The organism is Phycicoccus sonneratiae, from assembly GCF_016887965.1.
Classification (GTDB): Bacteria; Actinomycetota; Actinomycetes; order Actinomycetales; family Dermatophilaceae; genus Phycicoccus; species Phycicoccus sonneratiae.
On the sequence record NZ_JAFDVD010000006.1, the window covers coordinates 122650 to 139043 of the forward strand.

Annotated in this window: 13 protein-coding genes; 8 read left to right on the forward strand and 5 right to left on the reverse strand. The window is 73.3% G+C overall.

Annotated elements, in window-relative coordinates:
• The first annotated feature begins 121 nt into the window (after positions 1-121).
• Positions 122-763, forward strand: a complete 642-nt coding sequence (locus tag JQN70_RS05325; protein WP_204130284.1) for a thioredoxin-like domain-containing protein — start codon at positions 122-124, stop codon at positions 761-763.
• Entirely contained in the window at positions 760-1419 is a 660-nt protein-coding gene (locus JQN70_RS05330; RefSeq protein ID WP_204130285.1) for a DUF305 domain-containing protein, read from the forward strand. The genes JQN70_RS05325 and JQN70_RS05330 overlap by 4 nt, the downstream gene beginning before the upstream one ends.
• On the opposite strand, the gene JQN70_RS05335 is transcribed toward JQN70_RS05330, so the two are convergent.
• The gene (locus tag JQN70_RS05335; RefSeq protein ID WP_239110653.1) at positions 1416-1874 is read right to left on the reverse strand and encodes a hypothetical protein; all 459 of its coding nucleotides are present in this window, start codon (positions 1872-1874) and stop codon (positions 1416-1418) included. The two genes, JQN70_RS05330 and JQN70_RS05335, sit on opposite strands and share 4 nt — an antisense overlap.
• A gap of 111 nt (positions 1875-1985) precedes the next feature.
• Here JQN70_RS05335 and JQN70_RS05340 point away from each other — a divergent pair, with 111 nt between their 5' ends.
• The gene (locus tag JQN70_RS05340) at positions 1986-3695 is read left to right on the forward strand and encodes a nitrite/sulfite reductase (protein WP_204130286.1); all 1710 of its coding nucleotides are present in this window, start codon (positions 1986-1988) and stop codon (positions 3693-3695) included.
• Positions 3692-4408: a phosphoadenylyl-sulfate reductase gene (locus tag JQN70_RS05345; RefSeq protein WP_204130287.1), complete on the forward strand. Its 717-nt coding sequence runs from the start codon at positions 3692-3694 to the stop codon at positions 4406-4408. The genes JQN70_RS05340 and JQN70_RS05345 overlap by 4 nt, the downstream gene beginning before the upstream one ends.
• Positions 4409-4432: 24 nt before the next feature.
• Here JQN70_RS05345 and JQN70_RS05350 read toward each other — a convergent pair whose 3' ends face one another.
• Positions 4433-6541, reverse strand: a complete 2109-nt coding sequence (locus JQN70_RS05350; RefSeq protein ID WP_204130288.1) for a glycogen debranching N-terminal domain-containing protein — start codon at positions 6539-6541, stop codon at positions 4433-4435.
• Between the two features lie 105 nt (positions 6542-6646).
• Between JQN70_RS05350 and JQN70_RS05355 the strand changes: the two genes are divergently transcribed.
• From JQN70_RS05355 to JQN70_RS05370, 4 genes are read left to right on the forward strand one after another with little or no spacing between them, the layout of a single operon-like run.
• Positions 6647-7669, forward strand: coding sequence for a LacI family DNA-binding transcriptional regulator (locus tag JQN70_RS05355; protein WP_204130289.1), 1023 nt, complete (start codon positions 6647-6649; stop codon positions 7667-7669).
• A gap of 40 nt (positions 7670-7709) precedes the next feature.
• On the forward strand, positions 7710-8960 hold the full coding sequence (locus JQN70_RS05360) for an extracellular solute-binding protein (RefSeq protein ID WP_204130290.1): 1251 nt from the start codon (positions 7710-7712) through the stop codon (positions 8958-8960).
• Positions 8957-10114, forward strand: a complete 1158-nt coding sequence (locus tag JQN70_RS05365; RefSeq protein ID WP_307835834.1) for a carbohydrate ABC transporter permease — start codon at positions 8957-8959, stop codon at positions 10112-10114. Before JQN70_RS05360 ends, JQN70_RS05365 begins: the two co-directional genes overlap by 4 nt.
• A complete protein-coding gene (locus JQN70_RS05370) occupies positions 10111-11061 on the forward strand; it encodes a carbohydrate ABC transporter permease (RefSeq protein ID WP_239110655.1) in 951 nt (316 codons plus the stop codon). Before JQN70_RS05365 ends, JQN70_RS05370 begins: the two co-directional genes overlap by 4 nt.
• A gap of 90 nt (positions 11062-11151) precedes the next feature.
• On the opposite strand, the gene acnA is transcribed toward JQN70_RS05370, so the two are convergent.
• The 3 genes from acnA to JQN70_RS05385 form a co-directional block, all read right to left on the reverse strand.
• Positions 11152-13941: an aconitate hydratase AcnA gene (acnA, locus tag JQN70_RS05375; RefSeq protein ID WP_204130291.1), complete on the reverse strand. Its 2790-nt coding sequence runs from the start codon at positions 13939-13941 to the stop codon at positions 11152-11154.
• Between the two features lie 144 nt (positions 13942-14085).
• Positions 14086-15198: a sensor histidine kinase gene (locus tag JQN70_RS20820; RefSeq protein ID WP_204130292.1), complete on the reverse strand. Its 1113-nt coding sequence runs from the start codon at positions 15196-15198 to the stop codon at positions 14086-14088.
• Between the two features lie 14 nt (positions 15199-15212).
• Complete coding sequence (locus JQN70_RS05385) at positions 15213-16388, reverse strand: sensor histidine kinase (protein WP_204130293.1); 1176 nt, start codon at positions 16386-16388, stop codon at positions 15213-15215.
• Between the last annotated feature and the right edge of the window lie 6 nt (positions 16389-16394).

A 16394-nucleotide genomic window follows, 5' to 3' on the forward strand; every position in this document is an offset into this window, starting at 1 on the left:
CCGCGGAGAACCTCCAGCCGCCGGGCACGTCGCGAACACACCCGGGAACTCCCGCGGCCGCCCGGTCGCTGGGGAGGGCGACGCCCGGATCCCTGCCCGGGCCCCACGTCCGGAGGTCCCCGTGCCGTCGTCGTCCCGCGCCCGCGCCCTCGCCGAGGTCCAGAAGGCCCAGCGTGCCCGCGAGCGGCGCACTCGGTTCCTCGTCGTCGGTGGGGTGCTCGCGGTTGTCGTCGCGCTCGTCGCGGTCGTCGCGGTGGTCATCCGGCGCGACGCCGCGAGCCGCCCCTCCCTCGACGCCGTGACGACCGTCGACCGGCTGAGCCGCAACCACGTGACCACCCCGGTCGACTACGCGCAGTCCCCGCCGCTCGGCGGCGACCACAACCCGATCTGGCTGAACTGCGGCGTCTACGACCAGCCGGTGAAGAACGAGCTGGCGGTGCACTCGCTCGAGCACGGTGCGGTCTGGGTCACCTACCGCCCCGACCTCCCGGCCGACCAGGTCGAGCGGCTCGTCGCCGCCCTCCCCGACACCTACGTCGTCGTCTCGCCGTTCGAGGGCCTGAGCGCGCCCGTCGTCGCCTCGGCGTGGGGCGTCCAGCTCGAGCTCACCGGCGTCGACGACCCGCGGCTGGCCGAGTTCGTCCGCGAGTACCGCACCGGACCGCAGACCCCGGAGCCGGGTGCGGCCTGCACCGGCGGCAGCGACGGGACCGAGGGCACCTACCCGTCGGCCGCGGCGGGCACCCAGCCGACGTCGTGAGCACGCCTGCCGACCCGACCGCCGAGGTCGACGAGGTCGCCGAGGCACGTCCCGGTCGAGGACGGGCCCTCGTCGCGCTCGTCGCCGTCGTCGCCCTGCTCCTCGGCATCGGCGGGACCCTGCTCGTCCAGCGCGCGAGCGCCCCGGGGCGGGTCAGCGAGTTCGGGGCCGACGCCGGCTTCGCCCGCGACATGCAGACCCACCACCTGCAGGCCGTCGACATGGCCTTCCTCGTGCGCGACCGCAGCACCGACGAGGACGTGCGCACGCTGGCCTACGACATCGCCACGAGCCAGCAGCAGCAGGCCGGCCAGATGTACGGATGGCTCGTCCAGTGGGGCCTGCCGCAGACCGGCGAGCGCGCCCCGATGGCCTGGGTCGGGGGCGAGCACGCGGCGCACACGGCCGCCGGCGAGCCGATGCCGGGGATGGCGACCCCCGAGCAGCTGGACGGGCTGCGGGCGGCACGCGGTGCCGAGGCCGACCGGATCTTCCTGCGGCTCATGATCGCCCACCACCGCGGCGGCGTGGAGATGGCCGACGCCGCCCTCGCCGACGCCCGCACCGACGAGGTCCGCACCCTCGCCGGGGCGATCAGCCGGGCGCAGACCTCGGAGATCGCACTCATGGAGCAGATGCTCCGCGACCGGTCCTAGAGGCGCGGGACGAACTCGAGCCCGCGCAGGGCGTCGAGGAGCAGCCCGGCCGAGCGACGCGCCGCGACGAGCCGCACCCCCTCGCACTCGAGGTCGGCGAGCACCTGGGTGACCCCCTCGGGGCCGATGTCGTCGACGAGGGCCACGCGCACCTCGCGGTAGGACGAGCGCATCGCCTCGAGCTGGGCGTCGAGGTGGCGCACGGCCAGCCAGCCGAGGGCCACCGGGTGCCGCCGCCACGACGGGTAGAGCCGGTAGTCCGGCGGACAGTGGTCGAGCAGCCAGGCGACCGCCCGGTGCTCCCAGCCGCGCGTGCCGGGCGGCGGCACGCCCTGCGGCCAGCCGGGCGGCCCCCCGGCCCCGGTGGCGCCCGCCCCCGAGCGCCGCCGGGCGGGTGCCGCGGGGGTCGGCGCGCGGAGCGGTGGCCCCCCACCCGGCCCCGCGTCATCGAACACGTGTTCGATGATAGGCCCTCCGACCAGATCGTGGACGCCGCCTCCGGGAATAACCGAGCGTTATAGATTGCATGACCGTAGGTGACTGCCCCGCGACCGAGGACCGCTGACATGACGACGACGACCGACCCATCGGGCCGGGCCCTGCGTCCGCCGCGCGCGGGCCGGTCCAACGGCCAGTGGGCCGTCGACGGCACGGCACCGCTCAACGCCAACGAGGAGTGGAAGCAGGAGGACGGCGGCCTCAACGTCCGCGAGCGCATCGAGCAGGTGTACTCGAAGGAGGGCTTCGCCTCCATCCCGCCGCAGGACCTCAGCGGCCGCTTCCGCTGGTGGGGCCTGTACACCCAGCGCAAGCCGGGCATCGACGGCGGCCGCACCGCCCAGCTCGACGACACCGAGCTCTCCGACGAGTACTTCATGCTCCGCGTCCGGCTCGACGGCGGGGCGCTGACGCTGCACCAGCTGCGCGTGCTCGCCGACATCAGCCACGAGTTCGCCCGCGGCACCGCCGACATCAGCGACCGGCAGAACATCCAGTACCACTGGATCCGGGTCGAGGACGTGCCCGAGATCTGGCGCCGCCTCGAGGAGGTCGGCCTGCAGACCACCGAGGCCTGCGGTGACACCCCGCGCGTCGTGCTCGGCAGCCCGCTGGCCGGCATCGCCGCCGACGAGATCATCGACCCCACGCCGACCATCGACGAGATCACCCGCCGCTTCGTCGGCGACCCCGAGCTGGCCAACCTCCCCCGCAAGTTCAAGTCGGCGATCACCGGCCACCCGAGCCTCGACGTCGTCCACGAGATCAACGACGTCTCGCTCGTCGGCGTGGTCCACCCCGAGCTCGGCGCGGGCTACGACCTCTGGGTCGGCGGCGGCCTGTCCACCGCCCCGCGCCTGGCCGAGCGGATCGGCGTCTTCGTCGCCCCCGAGCGCGCGGCGGACGTCTGGCTCGGCGTCATCTCGATCTTCCGCGACTACGGCTACCGCCGGATGCGCACCAAGGCCCGCCTGAAGTTCCTCATGGCCGAGTGGGGCCCGGAGAAGTTCCGCCAGGTCCTCGAGACCGAGTACCTCGACGCGCCGCTGCCGGATGGCCCCCCGCCGGCGCCCGCCACCGGGCCGGGCGACCACGTCGGCGTGCACCTCCAGAAGGACGGAAACCACTACGTCGGCGCCGCGCCGGTCGTCGGCCGGATCAGCGCGGACGTCCTCACCGGCCTCGCCGACCTGATGGCCGCCGCCGGCACCGACCGCGTGCGCCTCACCCCGCACCAGAAGCTCGTCGTCCTCGACGTCGCCCCCGACCGGCTCGACGACCTCGTCGCCGGCCTCGAGGCGCTCGGCCTGTCGGTCACGCCCGGCCCGTTCCGCCGGCACACGATGGCCTGCACCGGCATCGAGTACTGCAAGCTGGCCATCGTCGAGACCAAGGCCACCGCGGCCACCGCCGTCGCCGAGCTCGAGCGCCGGCTCGCCGACGTCACCGCCTCCCTCGACTCCCCGATCACGTTGAACGTCAACGGGTGCCCGAACTCGTGCGCCCGCATCCAGGTCGCCGACATCGGCCTGAAGGGCCAGCTGGTCACCGTCGACGGCGAGCAGCGGCCCGGCTTCCAGGTGCACCTCGGCGGAGGGCTCGCCTCCGCCGACCGCGGCGAGGCCGGCCTCGGCCGCACCGTGCGCGGCCTCAAGGTCACCGCCGACGAGCTGCCCGACCTCGTCGAGCGGCTCGTGCGCCGCTTCCTCGACCAGCGCGAGGGCGGCGAGACCTTCGCCGGCTGGGCGCACCGCGTCGACGAGGAGGCGCTGCGATGACCGCCGTCGCCACCCGCACCCGGCGCTCCACCGAGCAGCTGCGCGCGCTCGCCGACGACGGGGCCCGGCTCGTCGGCGAGGGCTCGGCCGACGAGGTCGTGGCGTGGGCCGCGCGCACCTTCCCCGGCACGCTCGCCGTGGCCTCGAGCATGGAGAACGCGGCTCTCCCCCACCTGGTCTCGCAGCACGCTCCCGGCGTCGACGTCGTCTTCCTCGACACCGGGTACCACTTCGCCGAGACCCTCGGCGCGCGCGACGAGGTCGAGTACTCGCTCGACGTCACGGTCCGCAGCGTCCGGCCGCGGCTCTCGGTGGCCGAGCAGGACGCCGCGTACGGGCCGCGGCTCCACGAGCGCGACCCCGGTGCCTGCTGCCGGATGCGCAAGGTCGAGCCGCTGCGCGAGGCGCTGACCGCCTACGAGTGCTGGATCTCCGGCGTCCGCCGCGACGAGTCCGCGGCCCGCGCCGACACCCGGCTCGTGACCTTCGACGAGACCAACGGCATCGTCAAGGTCAACCCGTTCGCCGCCTGGAGCGCCGACGACGTCATGGGCTACGCCATGCGTCACCGCGTGCCGCTCAACCTGCTGCTCTCCGACGACTACCCGTCCATCGGCTGCGCGCCGTGCACCGCCCGCGTCGCGCCCGGCGCCGACCCGCGGTCGGGGCGCTGGTCCGGGTCCTCGAAGACGGAGTGCGGCATCCACGACTGAGCGGCCGGGCGGTCGGCCGACCCGTCAGCCGACGACGACCTCCACCCCGTCGGGCGCGACGACGTCGACGACGTCGCCCGAGGCGTCGAGCGACACCGACCACGAGGCGCCCCCGAGGCGCAGCCCCTCGACCCGCACCGACCCGAACGGCGACGGCGCGAGGGGGGCGAGGCGCACCTGCCCGCCCGGCGCGTCGGGACGCACGCCGAGCAGCACCTCGACGAGGGCGCCGGCCGACGCCGCGGCCCAGGCCTGCGGACGGCAGCTGGCCGGGTACGGGACCGGTTGCCCGAGAACGGGGTCGGCGCCGTAGAGCTCGGGCCAGCGGTCGTCGCTGCGCGACGCGACGTCGACGAGCGAGCGCAGCAGGGCCGACGCCGCGTCGCCCCGGCCGGCGCGGGCCAGCCCGAGCGCGCAGATGGCGGTGTCGTGCGTCCACACGGAGCCGGTGTGGTACCCGATGGGGTTGTAGGCCGGGTTCGACCGGGACAGCGTGCTGATGCCGAGCGGCCCGAGCAGGTCCGGTCCGCTGAGGGCGTCCGCGACGACGGCCTCGCGGGCGGGGTCGAGCAGGCCGGTGCCCAGGGCGTGGCCGATGTTGCTGCCGAGCCCGTCGACCGGACGGCCGGCGCCGTCGAGGGCCATCGCGAGCAGGGGTGCCCCCTCGCCCTGGACCCAGAACCGGTCGCGCACCGCCCGGGACAGGTCGGCGGCCCAGTCGCGCCAGCGTCCGCCGTCCTCACCGAGCACCTCCTCGAGGAGGGTCGCGGCCGAGAGCGCGGCCTCGACCGCGTAGGCCTGGGTCTCGACCAGCGCGATCGGCCCCTCGGCGATCCGGCCGGTGGCGTCGCGCATCGAGTCGCCGGAGTCCTTCCAGCCCTGGTTGGCGAGCCCGGTGCCGCTCTCGTCGAGGTAGCGCAGCAGCCCGTCGGGGCTCCCGGCCGCGGCCCGCTCCATCCACGCGAGGCATCCGCGCAGCGCCGGGGCCAGCTCGTGGACCACGACGGCGTCCATCCCCCAGCGCCACGCGTCGTGGAGCAGGCGGACCCACAGCGGGGTGGCGTCGACGGTGCCGTAGTACACGCTCGGGAGGACCATCCCGCCCGCGGACCCGAAGGCGCCGCGGCGGATCTCGTGGGGGATCTTGCCGGGCGCCTGCGCGGTGGGCACGTCGTCGACCGTGCCCTGGCGCCGGGCCAGCGCCCGCAGGGTGCCGCGGGCGAGGTCGGTGCCGAAGGGCAGGGCGAGCCGGGCGGCCCACAGCGAGTCGCGCCCGAACAGCGTGAGGTACCACGGGGTGCCGGCGGCGGCGAAGGCGTCGGCCGGGTCGAGCGGGTCGCGCATCGCGAGGTGGCGGAGGTCCGCGAGCGAGGTGCCGACGACCCGGTCGAGCCGGGAGTCCGAGGCCGTGACGACGACGCCGTCGAGGTCGACGAGGTCGGCCCCGGCCTCGGCGTCGAAGTCGGTGGCGGCGACGCGCTCGCAGCGCACCCGCACGACGAGGTCGACGGATCCGGCCGCGGGCACGACGACGTCGCACGCGAGCACACCCCCGTCGTCGCCGGCCGTCGCGTGCGCACCCTCGGCCGAGACCCGGACGCGGTGCCGCTCGTCGGCCCACTCGAGGGTGTCGCCCGACGCCGAGGCCGGAGACGGAACAGGCTGCGCGACACCGTGCTTGACGTCGTGGAGGTCGGCACCGTCACCCGCGACGAGCACCTCGACGCGGCAGGAGACCTCTTGGTCCCAGCGGTTGCGCACGGTGACGACCTCGTCGAGGCCGGCGTCGACGAGCACGCGGCGGCGGGCCACCTCCACGGTGGGGTCGGGACCCGGGGACCCGAGGTGGCGGGCCACCCCGACGGTCTCGGTGACACCCGCCCGGCTCGAGGCCGCCACCCCCGTGGCCGGACGCCCGTCGAGCCGGACCGCGAGCCGGTGGACGACGCGGCGGTCATCGACGAAGACCCCGGTGGCCTCCCCGCCCGGGCCCGCGGCGTCGACGTCGCCGTCGGCGAGGGAGAGCGAGGTCACCGGCCCCCGGACGGCCACCTCGAGCTCGTGCAGCCACGGCTGGCGCGACCGCTCGTCGGCGGGCTGGGGGTCTTGACACGGCGGCGGTGACGGATGCACAGTGACGACCCTAACCATTTGATCGTTCAAATGACACCCCGTTCCGCCCCCGTTTGAACGTTCACAGCGCCGGGTCCCACCCCGGCCGACGGTCGAGGAGGACCGATGCCGGAGCCCGGACCCCACGGCGCGAGGGTGACCATCCACGACGTCGCCCGGGCCGCTGGGGTCTCCCGGCAGACCGTGAGCAACGCGGTGAACAACCCCGAGCGGGTCCACCCCGACACCCTCGAACGGGTCCGCTCGGCCATCGACGACCTCGGCTACCACCCCTCGAGCTCGGCGCAGTCGCTGCGCAGCCGGCGCTCCGGGGCCATCGGCCTCGAGCTGCACACCCTCGGCACCCACAACGCGACGATCGCCCCGGTCCTCACGGCGCTCAGCGTGCGGGCGGCTCCCCACGGCTGCCACCTCGTGCCCTTCGGGTCCGCCTCGGGCGCACCGATGCTCGAGGGGTACCGCACCATGTGGGCCGGCCGCCTCGTCGACGCCTTCCTCCTCGCCGACACCCACCACGGCGACCCCCGCCCGCCGTGGCTCGAGGCGCAGGGCATCCCCTACGCCTCGTTCGGGCGGGTGTGGGACGACCCGACCTTCACCCGCTGGGTCGACGTCGACGGCGCCGCCGGCACCCGCGCGGCGGTCGAGCACTGCGTCGCACAGGGCTACCGCACCATCGGCTTCCTCGGCTGGCCCGAGGGCTCCGTCGTCGGTGACGACCGGCTCGCCGGCTGGCGCGCGGCCTGCGAGGAGCACGGCGCCGGTGTGGGGCCGGTGGGCCGAGCGGTGCAGGACCTCGACGCCGCGCTCGCCGCCGCCGTGCCCCTCGTCGCCTCCCTCTCGCGGCGCGACGCGGTGGTGTGCGCGTCCGACGTCCTCGCCCTCGGGGTCCACGAGGCCTGTGTCCGAGCCGGTCTCGAGCCCGGCCGCGACCTCGGCATCGTCGGCTTCGACGGCTCCGAGACCGCCGACATGCACCACATCACCTCCGTCGCCCAGCCGTACGAGGCGGTCGCGGAGGAGGCACTGCGCCTCGTCCGGGCCGCGATGCGCGGCGAGGACGCCCCGGCCTCCGGCTCGCTGCTCACCCCGGTCCTCTCCCCCGACCGCAGCACCACCACCCCCTGACCTCCCCACCGCGCCCAGTCACCCCACCAAGGAGTCACCGATGACCCGCACCACCCGTTCCGCGGCCCTCGCCCTCACCCTGGCCGGCGCCCTCGCCCTGAGCGCCTGTGGCGGAGGTGGTTTCGAGGAGGACGGCGGGTCGAGCTCGCCCGCGTCGGCCAGCGGCCCGGTCGACCTCAAGATGCTCATCGCCTCCTCGGGCGACGCCGAGACCGACGCCGTGAAGAGCGCGGCCGACGCCTGGGCGAAGAAGACCGGCAACACCGTCACCGTCACCGTCGCCAGCGACATGAACCAGCAGCTCGCCCAGGGCTTCGCGAGCGGCAAGCCCGCCGACGTCTTCTACATGGACGCCTCGCGCTTCGCCGACTACGCGAAGAACGGCAGCCTCTACGCCTACGCCGACCAGCTGTCCGACAACGCCGACTTCTACGAGCCGCTGCGCCAGACCTTCACCTACGACGGCAAGCAGTACTGCGCGCCGAAGGACTTCTCCACGCTCGCCCTCCAGATCAACACCGACGCCTGGAGCAAGGCCGGGCTCACCGACGCCGACGTCCCGACCACCTGGGAGCAGCTCGAGGCGGTCTCGAAGAAGCTGACGACCAAGGGCCAGGCCGGCCTCGGCATCGGCGTCGGCATCGACCGGCTCGGCGCGTTCGTCGTGCAGAACGGCGGCTGGTGGCTGTCCGACGACGGCGCCAAGGCGACGGCGAACACGCCTGCCGTCACCGACGCGCTCGACTACGTGCAGCGCAACGTCAAGGCCGGCAACTTCCAGATGTCCAACCAGCTCGACTCCGGCTGGGGCGGTGAGGCGTTCGGCACGAAGAAGTCCGCGATGACCATCGAGGGCAACTGGATCAAGGGTGCCGTGAAGAACGACTACCCCGACCTCAAGTACAAGACCGTCGAGCTGCCCGCCGGACCGTCGGGCAAGGGCACCCTCCAGTTCACGCAGTGCTGGGGCGTCGCCGCCGACAGCAAGGCCCAGGCCCAGGCCGTCGACCTCGTCAAGGCCCTCACCACGGTCGACCAGCAGATGGCCTTCGCCGACGCGTTCGGTGTCATGCCGAGCCGCCAGTCGGCCGCCGACGCGTACAAGACGAAGTACCCCGAGGACGCCCCGTTCATCGCCGGTGGTGAGTACGGGCACGGCCCGATCAACGCCGCGGGGATGGAGCAGGTCGTCGCCGACCTCAACTCCAAGCTCGAGAACTTCGGCGGCGCCAACCTCCCGCAGGTGCTCGGTGGCTTCGACACCAACGCCGGCGCGGCGCTCGGCCAGTGAGCACCGCCGACACCGTCGAGGGTCGCGACACCGTCGCGGGGCCGGGCCGGAGCCCGGCCCCGCGGCGGCGCCGCCGCGGGGGCGGCCAGCGCCAGTCCGGGGCCGGTTGGCTGTTCGTGACGCCGACCCTCGTGGTGCTCGGCCTCTTCCTCGTCGTCCCGATCCTCATGGCCCTCTGGGTCTCGTTCACCGACTGGTCCGGGCGCGGCAACCCGTTCTCGGGCGGGGTCGGGTTCGTCGGCGCCGACAACTACAAGGCGCTGCTCGCGGAACCGGGGCTGTCGCGGCAGGACTTCATGATCTCGCTGCGCAACACCTTCTACTACGTCCTCGGGGTGGTGCCGCTGCAGACGTTGCTGGCCCTCGGTCTCGCGATCGTCGTCAACCAGCGCTTCCTCAAGGGCCGCACCTTCTTCCGCACGGCGTTCTACTTCCCGTCGGTCGTCTCGTCGGTCGCGATCTCGCTCGTCTTCCTCTTCCTCTTCACCGGCACCGGGGCGGTCAACCAGTTCCTCGGCGTGTTCGGCATCTCCGGGCCGACGTGGTTCTCCGACCCGCGCGGGCTCATCCACCTCGTCGGTCAGGGCCTCGGGCTGTGGAGCATCGATTCCCCGCCGTCCGCCCTCGCCGACACCCAGGTGATGAGCCTGTCGGTCTGGGACTGGTTCAGCGGACCGTCGGTCGCGCTGTCGGCGATCATGCTCCAGGTCGTCTGGACCACGGCCGGCACCTTCATGCTCATGTTCCTCGCGGCGCTGCAGGACCTGCCGACCGAGGTCGAGGAGGCCGCCCTCGTCGACGGTGCCAACGCGTGGCAGCGGTTCCGGGCCGTCACCCTCCCCCACCTGCGCCCGACGATGCTCCTCGTCATCACCCTCGGCGTGATCGGCACGTGGCAGGTGTTCGACCAGATGTACGTCATGACGCAGGGCGGCCCGGCCAAGACCACCCTGACGCCGGCCTACCTGTCCTACACCGCCGCCTTCCGGCAGCAGCAGTGGGGGCAGGGCGCGGCGATGGCCTTCCTCCTCTTCGTCCTGATCTTCGTCCTGACCTCCTTCCAGCGGTTCGTCCTGCGCGACAAGGACGAGGCCGCGCGGAAGCGGGCCGAGCGCGCCCAGAAGCGCGCGGCGAAGAAGGCGGTGACGGCATGAGCGATCTCACCGGCACCGGCACCGCGGTCGACCCCCTGACGCAGACCCAGGCGGTCAAGGACATGCGGAGGCTCGACCCGTCCCTGCGACCGGCCGGCGACGGCGGCTCCCTCGTGCACCGCAGCGGTCGCGGGAAGAAGCTCCTCGTCTACCTCGCGCTCGTGGCGTTCGCGCTCGTCTACATCTACCCGTTCGTCGTGCAGGTCTCGACCTCGCTGAAGACCAATGCCGACGCCGTCGCGCACCCCCTCGCGGTGGTCCCCGACCCGTTCACGACGGCCGCGTTCCAGCGCCTCGCGGACACCGACTTCCCGCTGTGGTTCACGAACTCGGTGGTCGTCACGGTGTGCGTGACGATCGGGCGGGTCTTCTTCAACTCGCTCGCCGGGTACGCGCTGGCCCGGTTGAGGTTCCGCGGCCGGGACGCGGTCTTCACGGCGATCCTGGCCGTGCTCGCCGTGCCGGGCATCGTGCTGCTCATCCCGAAGTTCCTCGTGCTCAACTACCTCGGGATCTACAACACCTACCCGGCGCTGTTCGTCCCGCTGCTCGTCGACGCCGCCGGGGTGTTCATCATGAAGCAGTTCTTCGAGTCGATCCCGCCATCGGTCGAGGAGGCGGCCCGCATCGACGGGACCGGTACCTTCCGCACCTTCTGGTCGATCGTCCTGCCGATGGCGCGGCCGGCGGTCATCACCCTGACCATCCTGTCGTTCCAGGGGTCGTGGAACGAGCTGGCGCACTTCATCATCGCCACCGACGACCCCCGGCTGTTCACCCTGACCCGCGGGGTCGCCCAGCTGACCTCCGGTGGGCTCGGGTCCGGCAACCAGTACCCGATCTCGATGGCGGCCGCGCTGCTCATGACGATCCCGACCGCGGTCGTGTTCGTCGTCTTCCAGCGCTACTTCACCCAGGGCGCGAACGCCGGCGCCGAGAAGGGCTGACCCGACCGGGCCGGGTCACCGGTCGAGGGACGAGAACATGCCGTGCACCCGAGGGGGTGCACGGCATGTTCTCGTCGTTCGTCGGGGGGCTCAGCGCACGAGGCTGCGCAGCACGTACTGGAGGATGCCGCCGTTGCGGTAGTAGTCGGCCTCGCCGGGGGTGTCGATGCGCACGACGGCGTCGAACTCGACGGCCTCGCCGTCGTCCTTGGCCGCCACGACCTTGACGGTCTTCGGCGTCGCGCCCTCGTTGAGCGACTCGATCCCGGTGATGGAGAACGTCTCCGTGCCGTCGAGCCCGAGGGAGTCGGCGTTCTCGCCCTGCGGGTACTGGAGCGGGATGACGCCCATGCCGATGAGGTTGGACCGGTGGATGCGCTCGTAGCTCTCGGCGATGACCGCCTTGACGCCGAGCAGGCTGGTGCCCTTGGCGGCCCAGTCGCGCGAGGAGCCCGAGCCGTACTCCTTGCCGGAGAGGATGACGAGCGGGGTGCCGGCCGCAGCGTAGCTCTGGGCGGCGTCGTAGATGGTGCTCTGCTCGCCGTCCTTGGTGAAGTCGCGGGTGAAGCCACCCTCGACGCCGTCCAGCAGAAGGTTCTTGAGCCGGATGTTGGCGAAGGTGCCGCGGATCATCACCTCGTGGTTGCCGCGCCGCGAGCCGTAGGAGTTGAAGTCCTTGCGCTCCACGCCGTGCTCGGCCAAGTACCTGCCGGCCGGGCTGTCGGCCTTGATCGAGCCGGCCGGGCTGATGTGGTCGGTGGTCACCGAGTCACCGAGCTTGGCGAGCACCCGCGCATCCCTGATGTCGGAGACCGGCGCCGGGTCCATCTGCATGCCGTCGAAGTACGGGGGCTTGCGGACGTACGTGGACTCGGCGTCCCAGTCGAAGGTGTTGCCCTCCGGCGTGGGCAGCGACTGCCAGCGCTCGTCACCGGCGAAGACGTCGGCGTAGTCCTCGGTGAACAGCTCCTGGCTGATCGCCCGCTGGATGGTGGCCTCGACGTCGGCCGGGGCGGGCCAGATGTCCTTGAGGAAGACGTCCGCGCCGGACTCGTCCTGGCCGAGCGGCTCGGTGTCGAAGTCGAAGTCCATCGACCCGGCGAGCGCGTACGCGATGACGAGCGGCGGCGAGGCGAGGTAGTTCATCTTGACGTCGGGGTTGATCCGGCCCTCGAAGTTGCGGTTGCCGGAGAGCACCGAGACGACCGCGAGGTCGTTGTCGTTGATGGCCTTGCTGATCTCGTCGTTCAGCGGACCCGAGTTGCCGATGCACGTCGTGCAGCCGTAGCCGACGAGGTGGAAGCCGAGCTTCTCGAGGTAGGGCCACATGCCGGCCTTCTCGTAGTAGCCCGTGACGACCTTCGAGCCCGGCGCCATCGAGGTCTTGACCCACGGCGCCACCGAGAGCCCGCGCTCGACGGCGTTCTTCGCGAGCATCGCGGCGGCCATCATCACCGACGGGTTGGACGTGTTGGTGCACGACGTGATCGAGGCGATCGAGACGATGCCGTGGTCGATCTCGAAGGACGCACCCTCGGCGGTGGTGACCGTGACCTTCTTCGACGGGCGGCCGGCGCCGGCGGCGACGTGCGCCGGGGGCTGCCCGCCGTTCTGCCCGTCGGGGCTGCCCTGCGGGGTCGGGTCGGAGGCCGGGAAGGACGACGCCTCGCCGTCCGAGCCCTCCTCGTGCTGCACGTAGGTGGGCAGCACCTCGCGGAACGAGCGCTTGGCCTCGGACACGACGATGCGGTCCTGCGGGCGCTTCGGGCCGGCGATGGAGGGCACGACGGTCGAGAGGTCGAGCTCGAGGTACTCGCTGTAGCGGGCCTCGGGCTGGTCCGGGCCGGCCTGGAGCCACATGCCCTGCTCCTTGGCGTACGCCTCGACGAGCGCGACGGACTCCTCGGACCGGCCGGTGAGGCGCAGGTACTCCAGGGTCACGTCGTCGATCGGGAAGATCGCGCAGGTGGAGCCGAACTCGGGGCTCATGTTGCCGATGGTGGCGCGGTTGGCCAGCGGCACCGCGGAGACGCCCTCGCCGTAGAACTCGACGAACTTGCCGACCACACCGTGCTCGCGGAGCATCTCGGTGATGGTCAGGACGACGTCGGTGGCGGTGGCGCCGTCGGGGATCGCCCCCGAGAGCTTGAAGCCGACGACGCGCGGGATGAGCATCGAGACGGGCTGGCCGAGCATCGCGGCCTCGGCCTCGATGCCGCCGACGCCCCAGCCGAGGACGCCGAGGCCGTTGACCATCGTCGTGTGGCTGTCGGTGCCGACGCAGGTGTCGGGGTAGGCGACGCCGTCGCGGACCATGACGGTGCGCGCGAGGTGCTCGATGTTGACCTGGTGCACGATGCCGGTGCCCGGCGGGACGACCTTGAAGTCGTCGAACGCGGTCTGGCCCCAGCGGAGGAACTTGTAGCGCTCCTCGTTGCGCTGGTACTCGATCTCGACGTTGCGCTCGAAGGCGTCGGCGCGGCCGAAGACGTCGATGATGACGGAGTGGTCGATGACCAGCTCGGCGGGGGCGAGCGGGTTGATCTTCGTGGCGTCGCCGCCGAGGTCGGCGACCGCCTCGCGCATCGTGGCGAGGTCGACGACGCAGGGGACACCGGTGAAGTCCTGCATGATGACGCGCGCCGGCGTGAACTGGATCTCGGTGTCGGGCTGGGCGTTCTCGTCCCAACCGCCGAGGGCGCGGATGTGGTCGGCGGTGATGTTCGCGCCGTCCTCGGTGCGCAGGAGGTTCTCGAGGAGCACCTTGAGGCTGTACGGGAGGGACGCGCTGCCCTCGACCGACGCCAGCCGGTAGATCTCGTAGGACTCCTCACCCACCTCGAGCGTGCCGTGGGCGTCGAAGCTGTTCGTGCTGGCCACCGGGGCTCCCTTCAGGTCCGTTGCGTCGTCGCGACGTGTGCGTCCCGCGATTTATCTTGATGTCAAGATATCTAACCACACGAGGTCCGCTCCGTCGAGCCTAAGCCCGCGTCCCGGGTGTCGCGAGGGGCGGGTGGACGCGGGTCAGGGAGCCGCGCCCAGCGGCAGCGTGGCCTCGAGCCGCCACCCGCCGCCGCCGGTCGGGCCGGCGCCGAGACCGCCCCCGTGGGATCCCACCCGCTCGCGCAGGCCGGCGAGCCCGAGGCCGCTCCCCCGCAGGGCCGGCGCACCGGTGGCCGGGTCGTTCTCGACGCTCACGGCGAGCCGCTCGCGGTCGGTGGAGATGCCGATGCGGACGGGCGCGCCCGGGGCGTGGCGCAGCGCGTTCGTCAGGCCCTCCTGGACGACCCGGTAGGCGAGGTGGGCCGAGGCCTCCGGCACGCGCGCGGTGTCGCCGTCCACCCGGCAGGTGACGTCGAGCCCGCTGCGGACCGCGTGGGCCACGACGTCGTCGACGAGGGCGAGCCCGGGCTCCCCCGGGGCCGTCCCCCCGAGCAGCTCGACGAGCCGTCCGAGGTCCGCGGTCCCCCGCCGGGCCGACTCGGCGATGACGCCGAAGGTCGTCCCCACCCGCTCGGGTGCCGAGTCGACCAGCCGCTGACCGGCCGCCGCCTGGATGACGAGGACGCTCAGCGCGTGGCCGACGACGTCGTGCAGCTCGCCGGCGATGCGCCGCCGTTCCTGGCGCACCGACAGCTCGGTCAGCTCCTGCTGCTCCCGTTCGAGCTCGGCGGCCCGCTCGGCGAGGGCGTCGGCGGTCTCCCGCCGCAGCCGGAAGATGGTGCCCGCCACGAAGCCGGGCACCGTGAACACGAGCGCGGCCACCTCGCTGCCGCCGCTCGCGCCGATGACGACGAGCCCGGCCACGTAGCCCGCCGCGAGCACGCCCACGACGACGGCGGCCCGTCCGCTCCACCCGAGGGCGAGCACGGCGAACCCGGCCGACAGGACGACGATCGCGGTGTCCGGGAACCACTCCCCCGGAGCGACGACGAAGGCGGCCAGGAGCAGGCCGAGCGACAGCGAGGAGGCCGCGCGCGGGGAGTCGCGCCACCGGGCCAGGGCCAGGGACCCGGTGGTGACGAGGACGGCGAAGGCGAGGCCCACCGGGGTCCTCGGCGGGCCGTGGAGCAGGAGCGGGAGCACGACGACGAGCAGGACGCCGACGACGATGCCGAGCTGCTCGACCCTCCGCACGGCGCCGGGCCCCCTCAGACCCGGTCGGGGACGGGGAGGGCCGCGACGGCCAGCGCGTGGCCGCGCTCGACGCTCAGCTCGACCGACCCGCCGGCGACGCGGGCCCGCTCGCGGGCCCGGGCCAGCGCCGTGCGCACGGCCGAGCCCCGGGCCGCGCGGCCCGCCACCCGGACCTCGAGCGAGGCCCCGTCGAGCCGCACCGTGACGTCGACGGGGGCGTCCGGTCGCTCGCTCAGCGCGCCGACGAGGTGCTCGACGATGCGGTACACCGACAGCTCGGTGCTCGGAGGCAGCCCGCTCGGATCGCCCGAGACGACGAGCCGTGAGCCGGCGCCGGCCCGTCGGGCGAGGAAGGCGTCGAGGTGGGCCATCGCCGGGACGGGTGCAAGGTCGGCGTCGGCGCCGCGCAGCAGCCCCACGACCCGGCGCATCTCCTCGAGCGTGTCGCGCCCGTCGGACTCGATCCGCGCGAACAGGGCCCGCGCCTCCTCCGGCGGCAGCGAGGCGCCGGACTCCGCGGCTGCCGCGAGCCGGGCGAGGCGGGCCTGGATCATCGCGTCGAGCTGCTCGGACAGGCGGGTCCGGTCGTCGGCGACGCCGAGGGCGGCCCGCTCGTCGCGCAGCGCCTCGAGCTCGGCGGTCCGCGCCCGCAGCTCGTCGGCGAGGACCGTGCGGTGCCGCACGGCCCGGCCCAGGCCGAGGACCACCCCGAGCAGCGGCAGGGCGAGGACCAGCGGCTCCAGGCCGGTCGTCGCGTCGCGCACGAGCACGAGGGTCGTCAGCACGCCCGTGGCGGCCGCCCCGAGCCAGAGCCGTCGGCCGCTCTCGCGCAGACCGACGAGGAACGCGAGGACCAGGGCCAGCGGCAGCCCGGCCCCGCACCGGGTCACCCAGCCGAAGAGCAGGTCGTGGACCGCCATGACGACGGCCGCCGCCACCGCCACCTCGAGCGCCCCCCGGCGCCACCACAGGACGACCGCCGGGGCGAGCGCGAAGGTCGGCACGAGCAGCCACGTCCTCGTCGAGAGCGGGTGCACCATCGTGCCGTCGGCGATGGCGGCCGTCACGTCCGCGGTGGTCTGGCGGACGTTGAACACCATGAGGACGACGCCGAGCGCGGCCAGGGCACCCGCGAGGGCGCCGTCGACCGGACGGACTCCCCGGAGGGCCCTGCGGATGCCCTGGACCATCGCTCG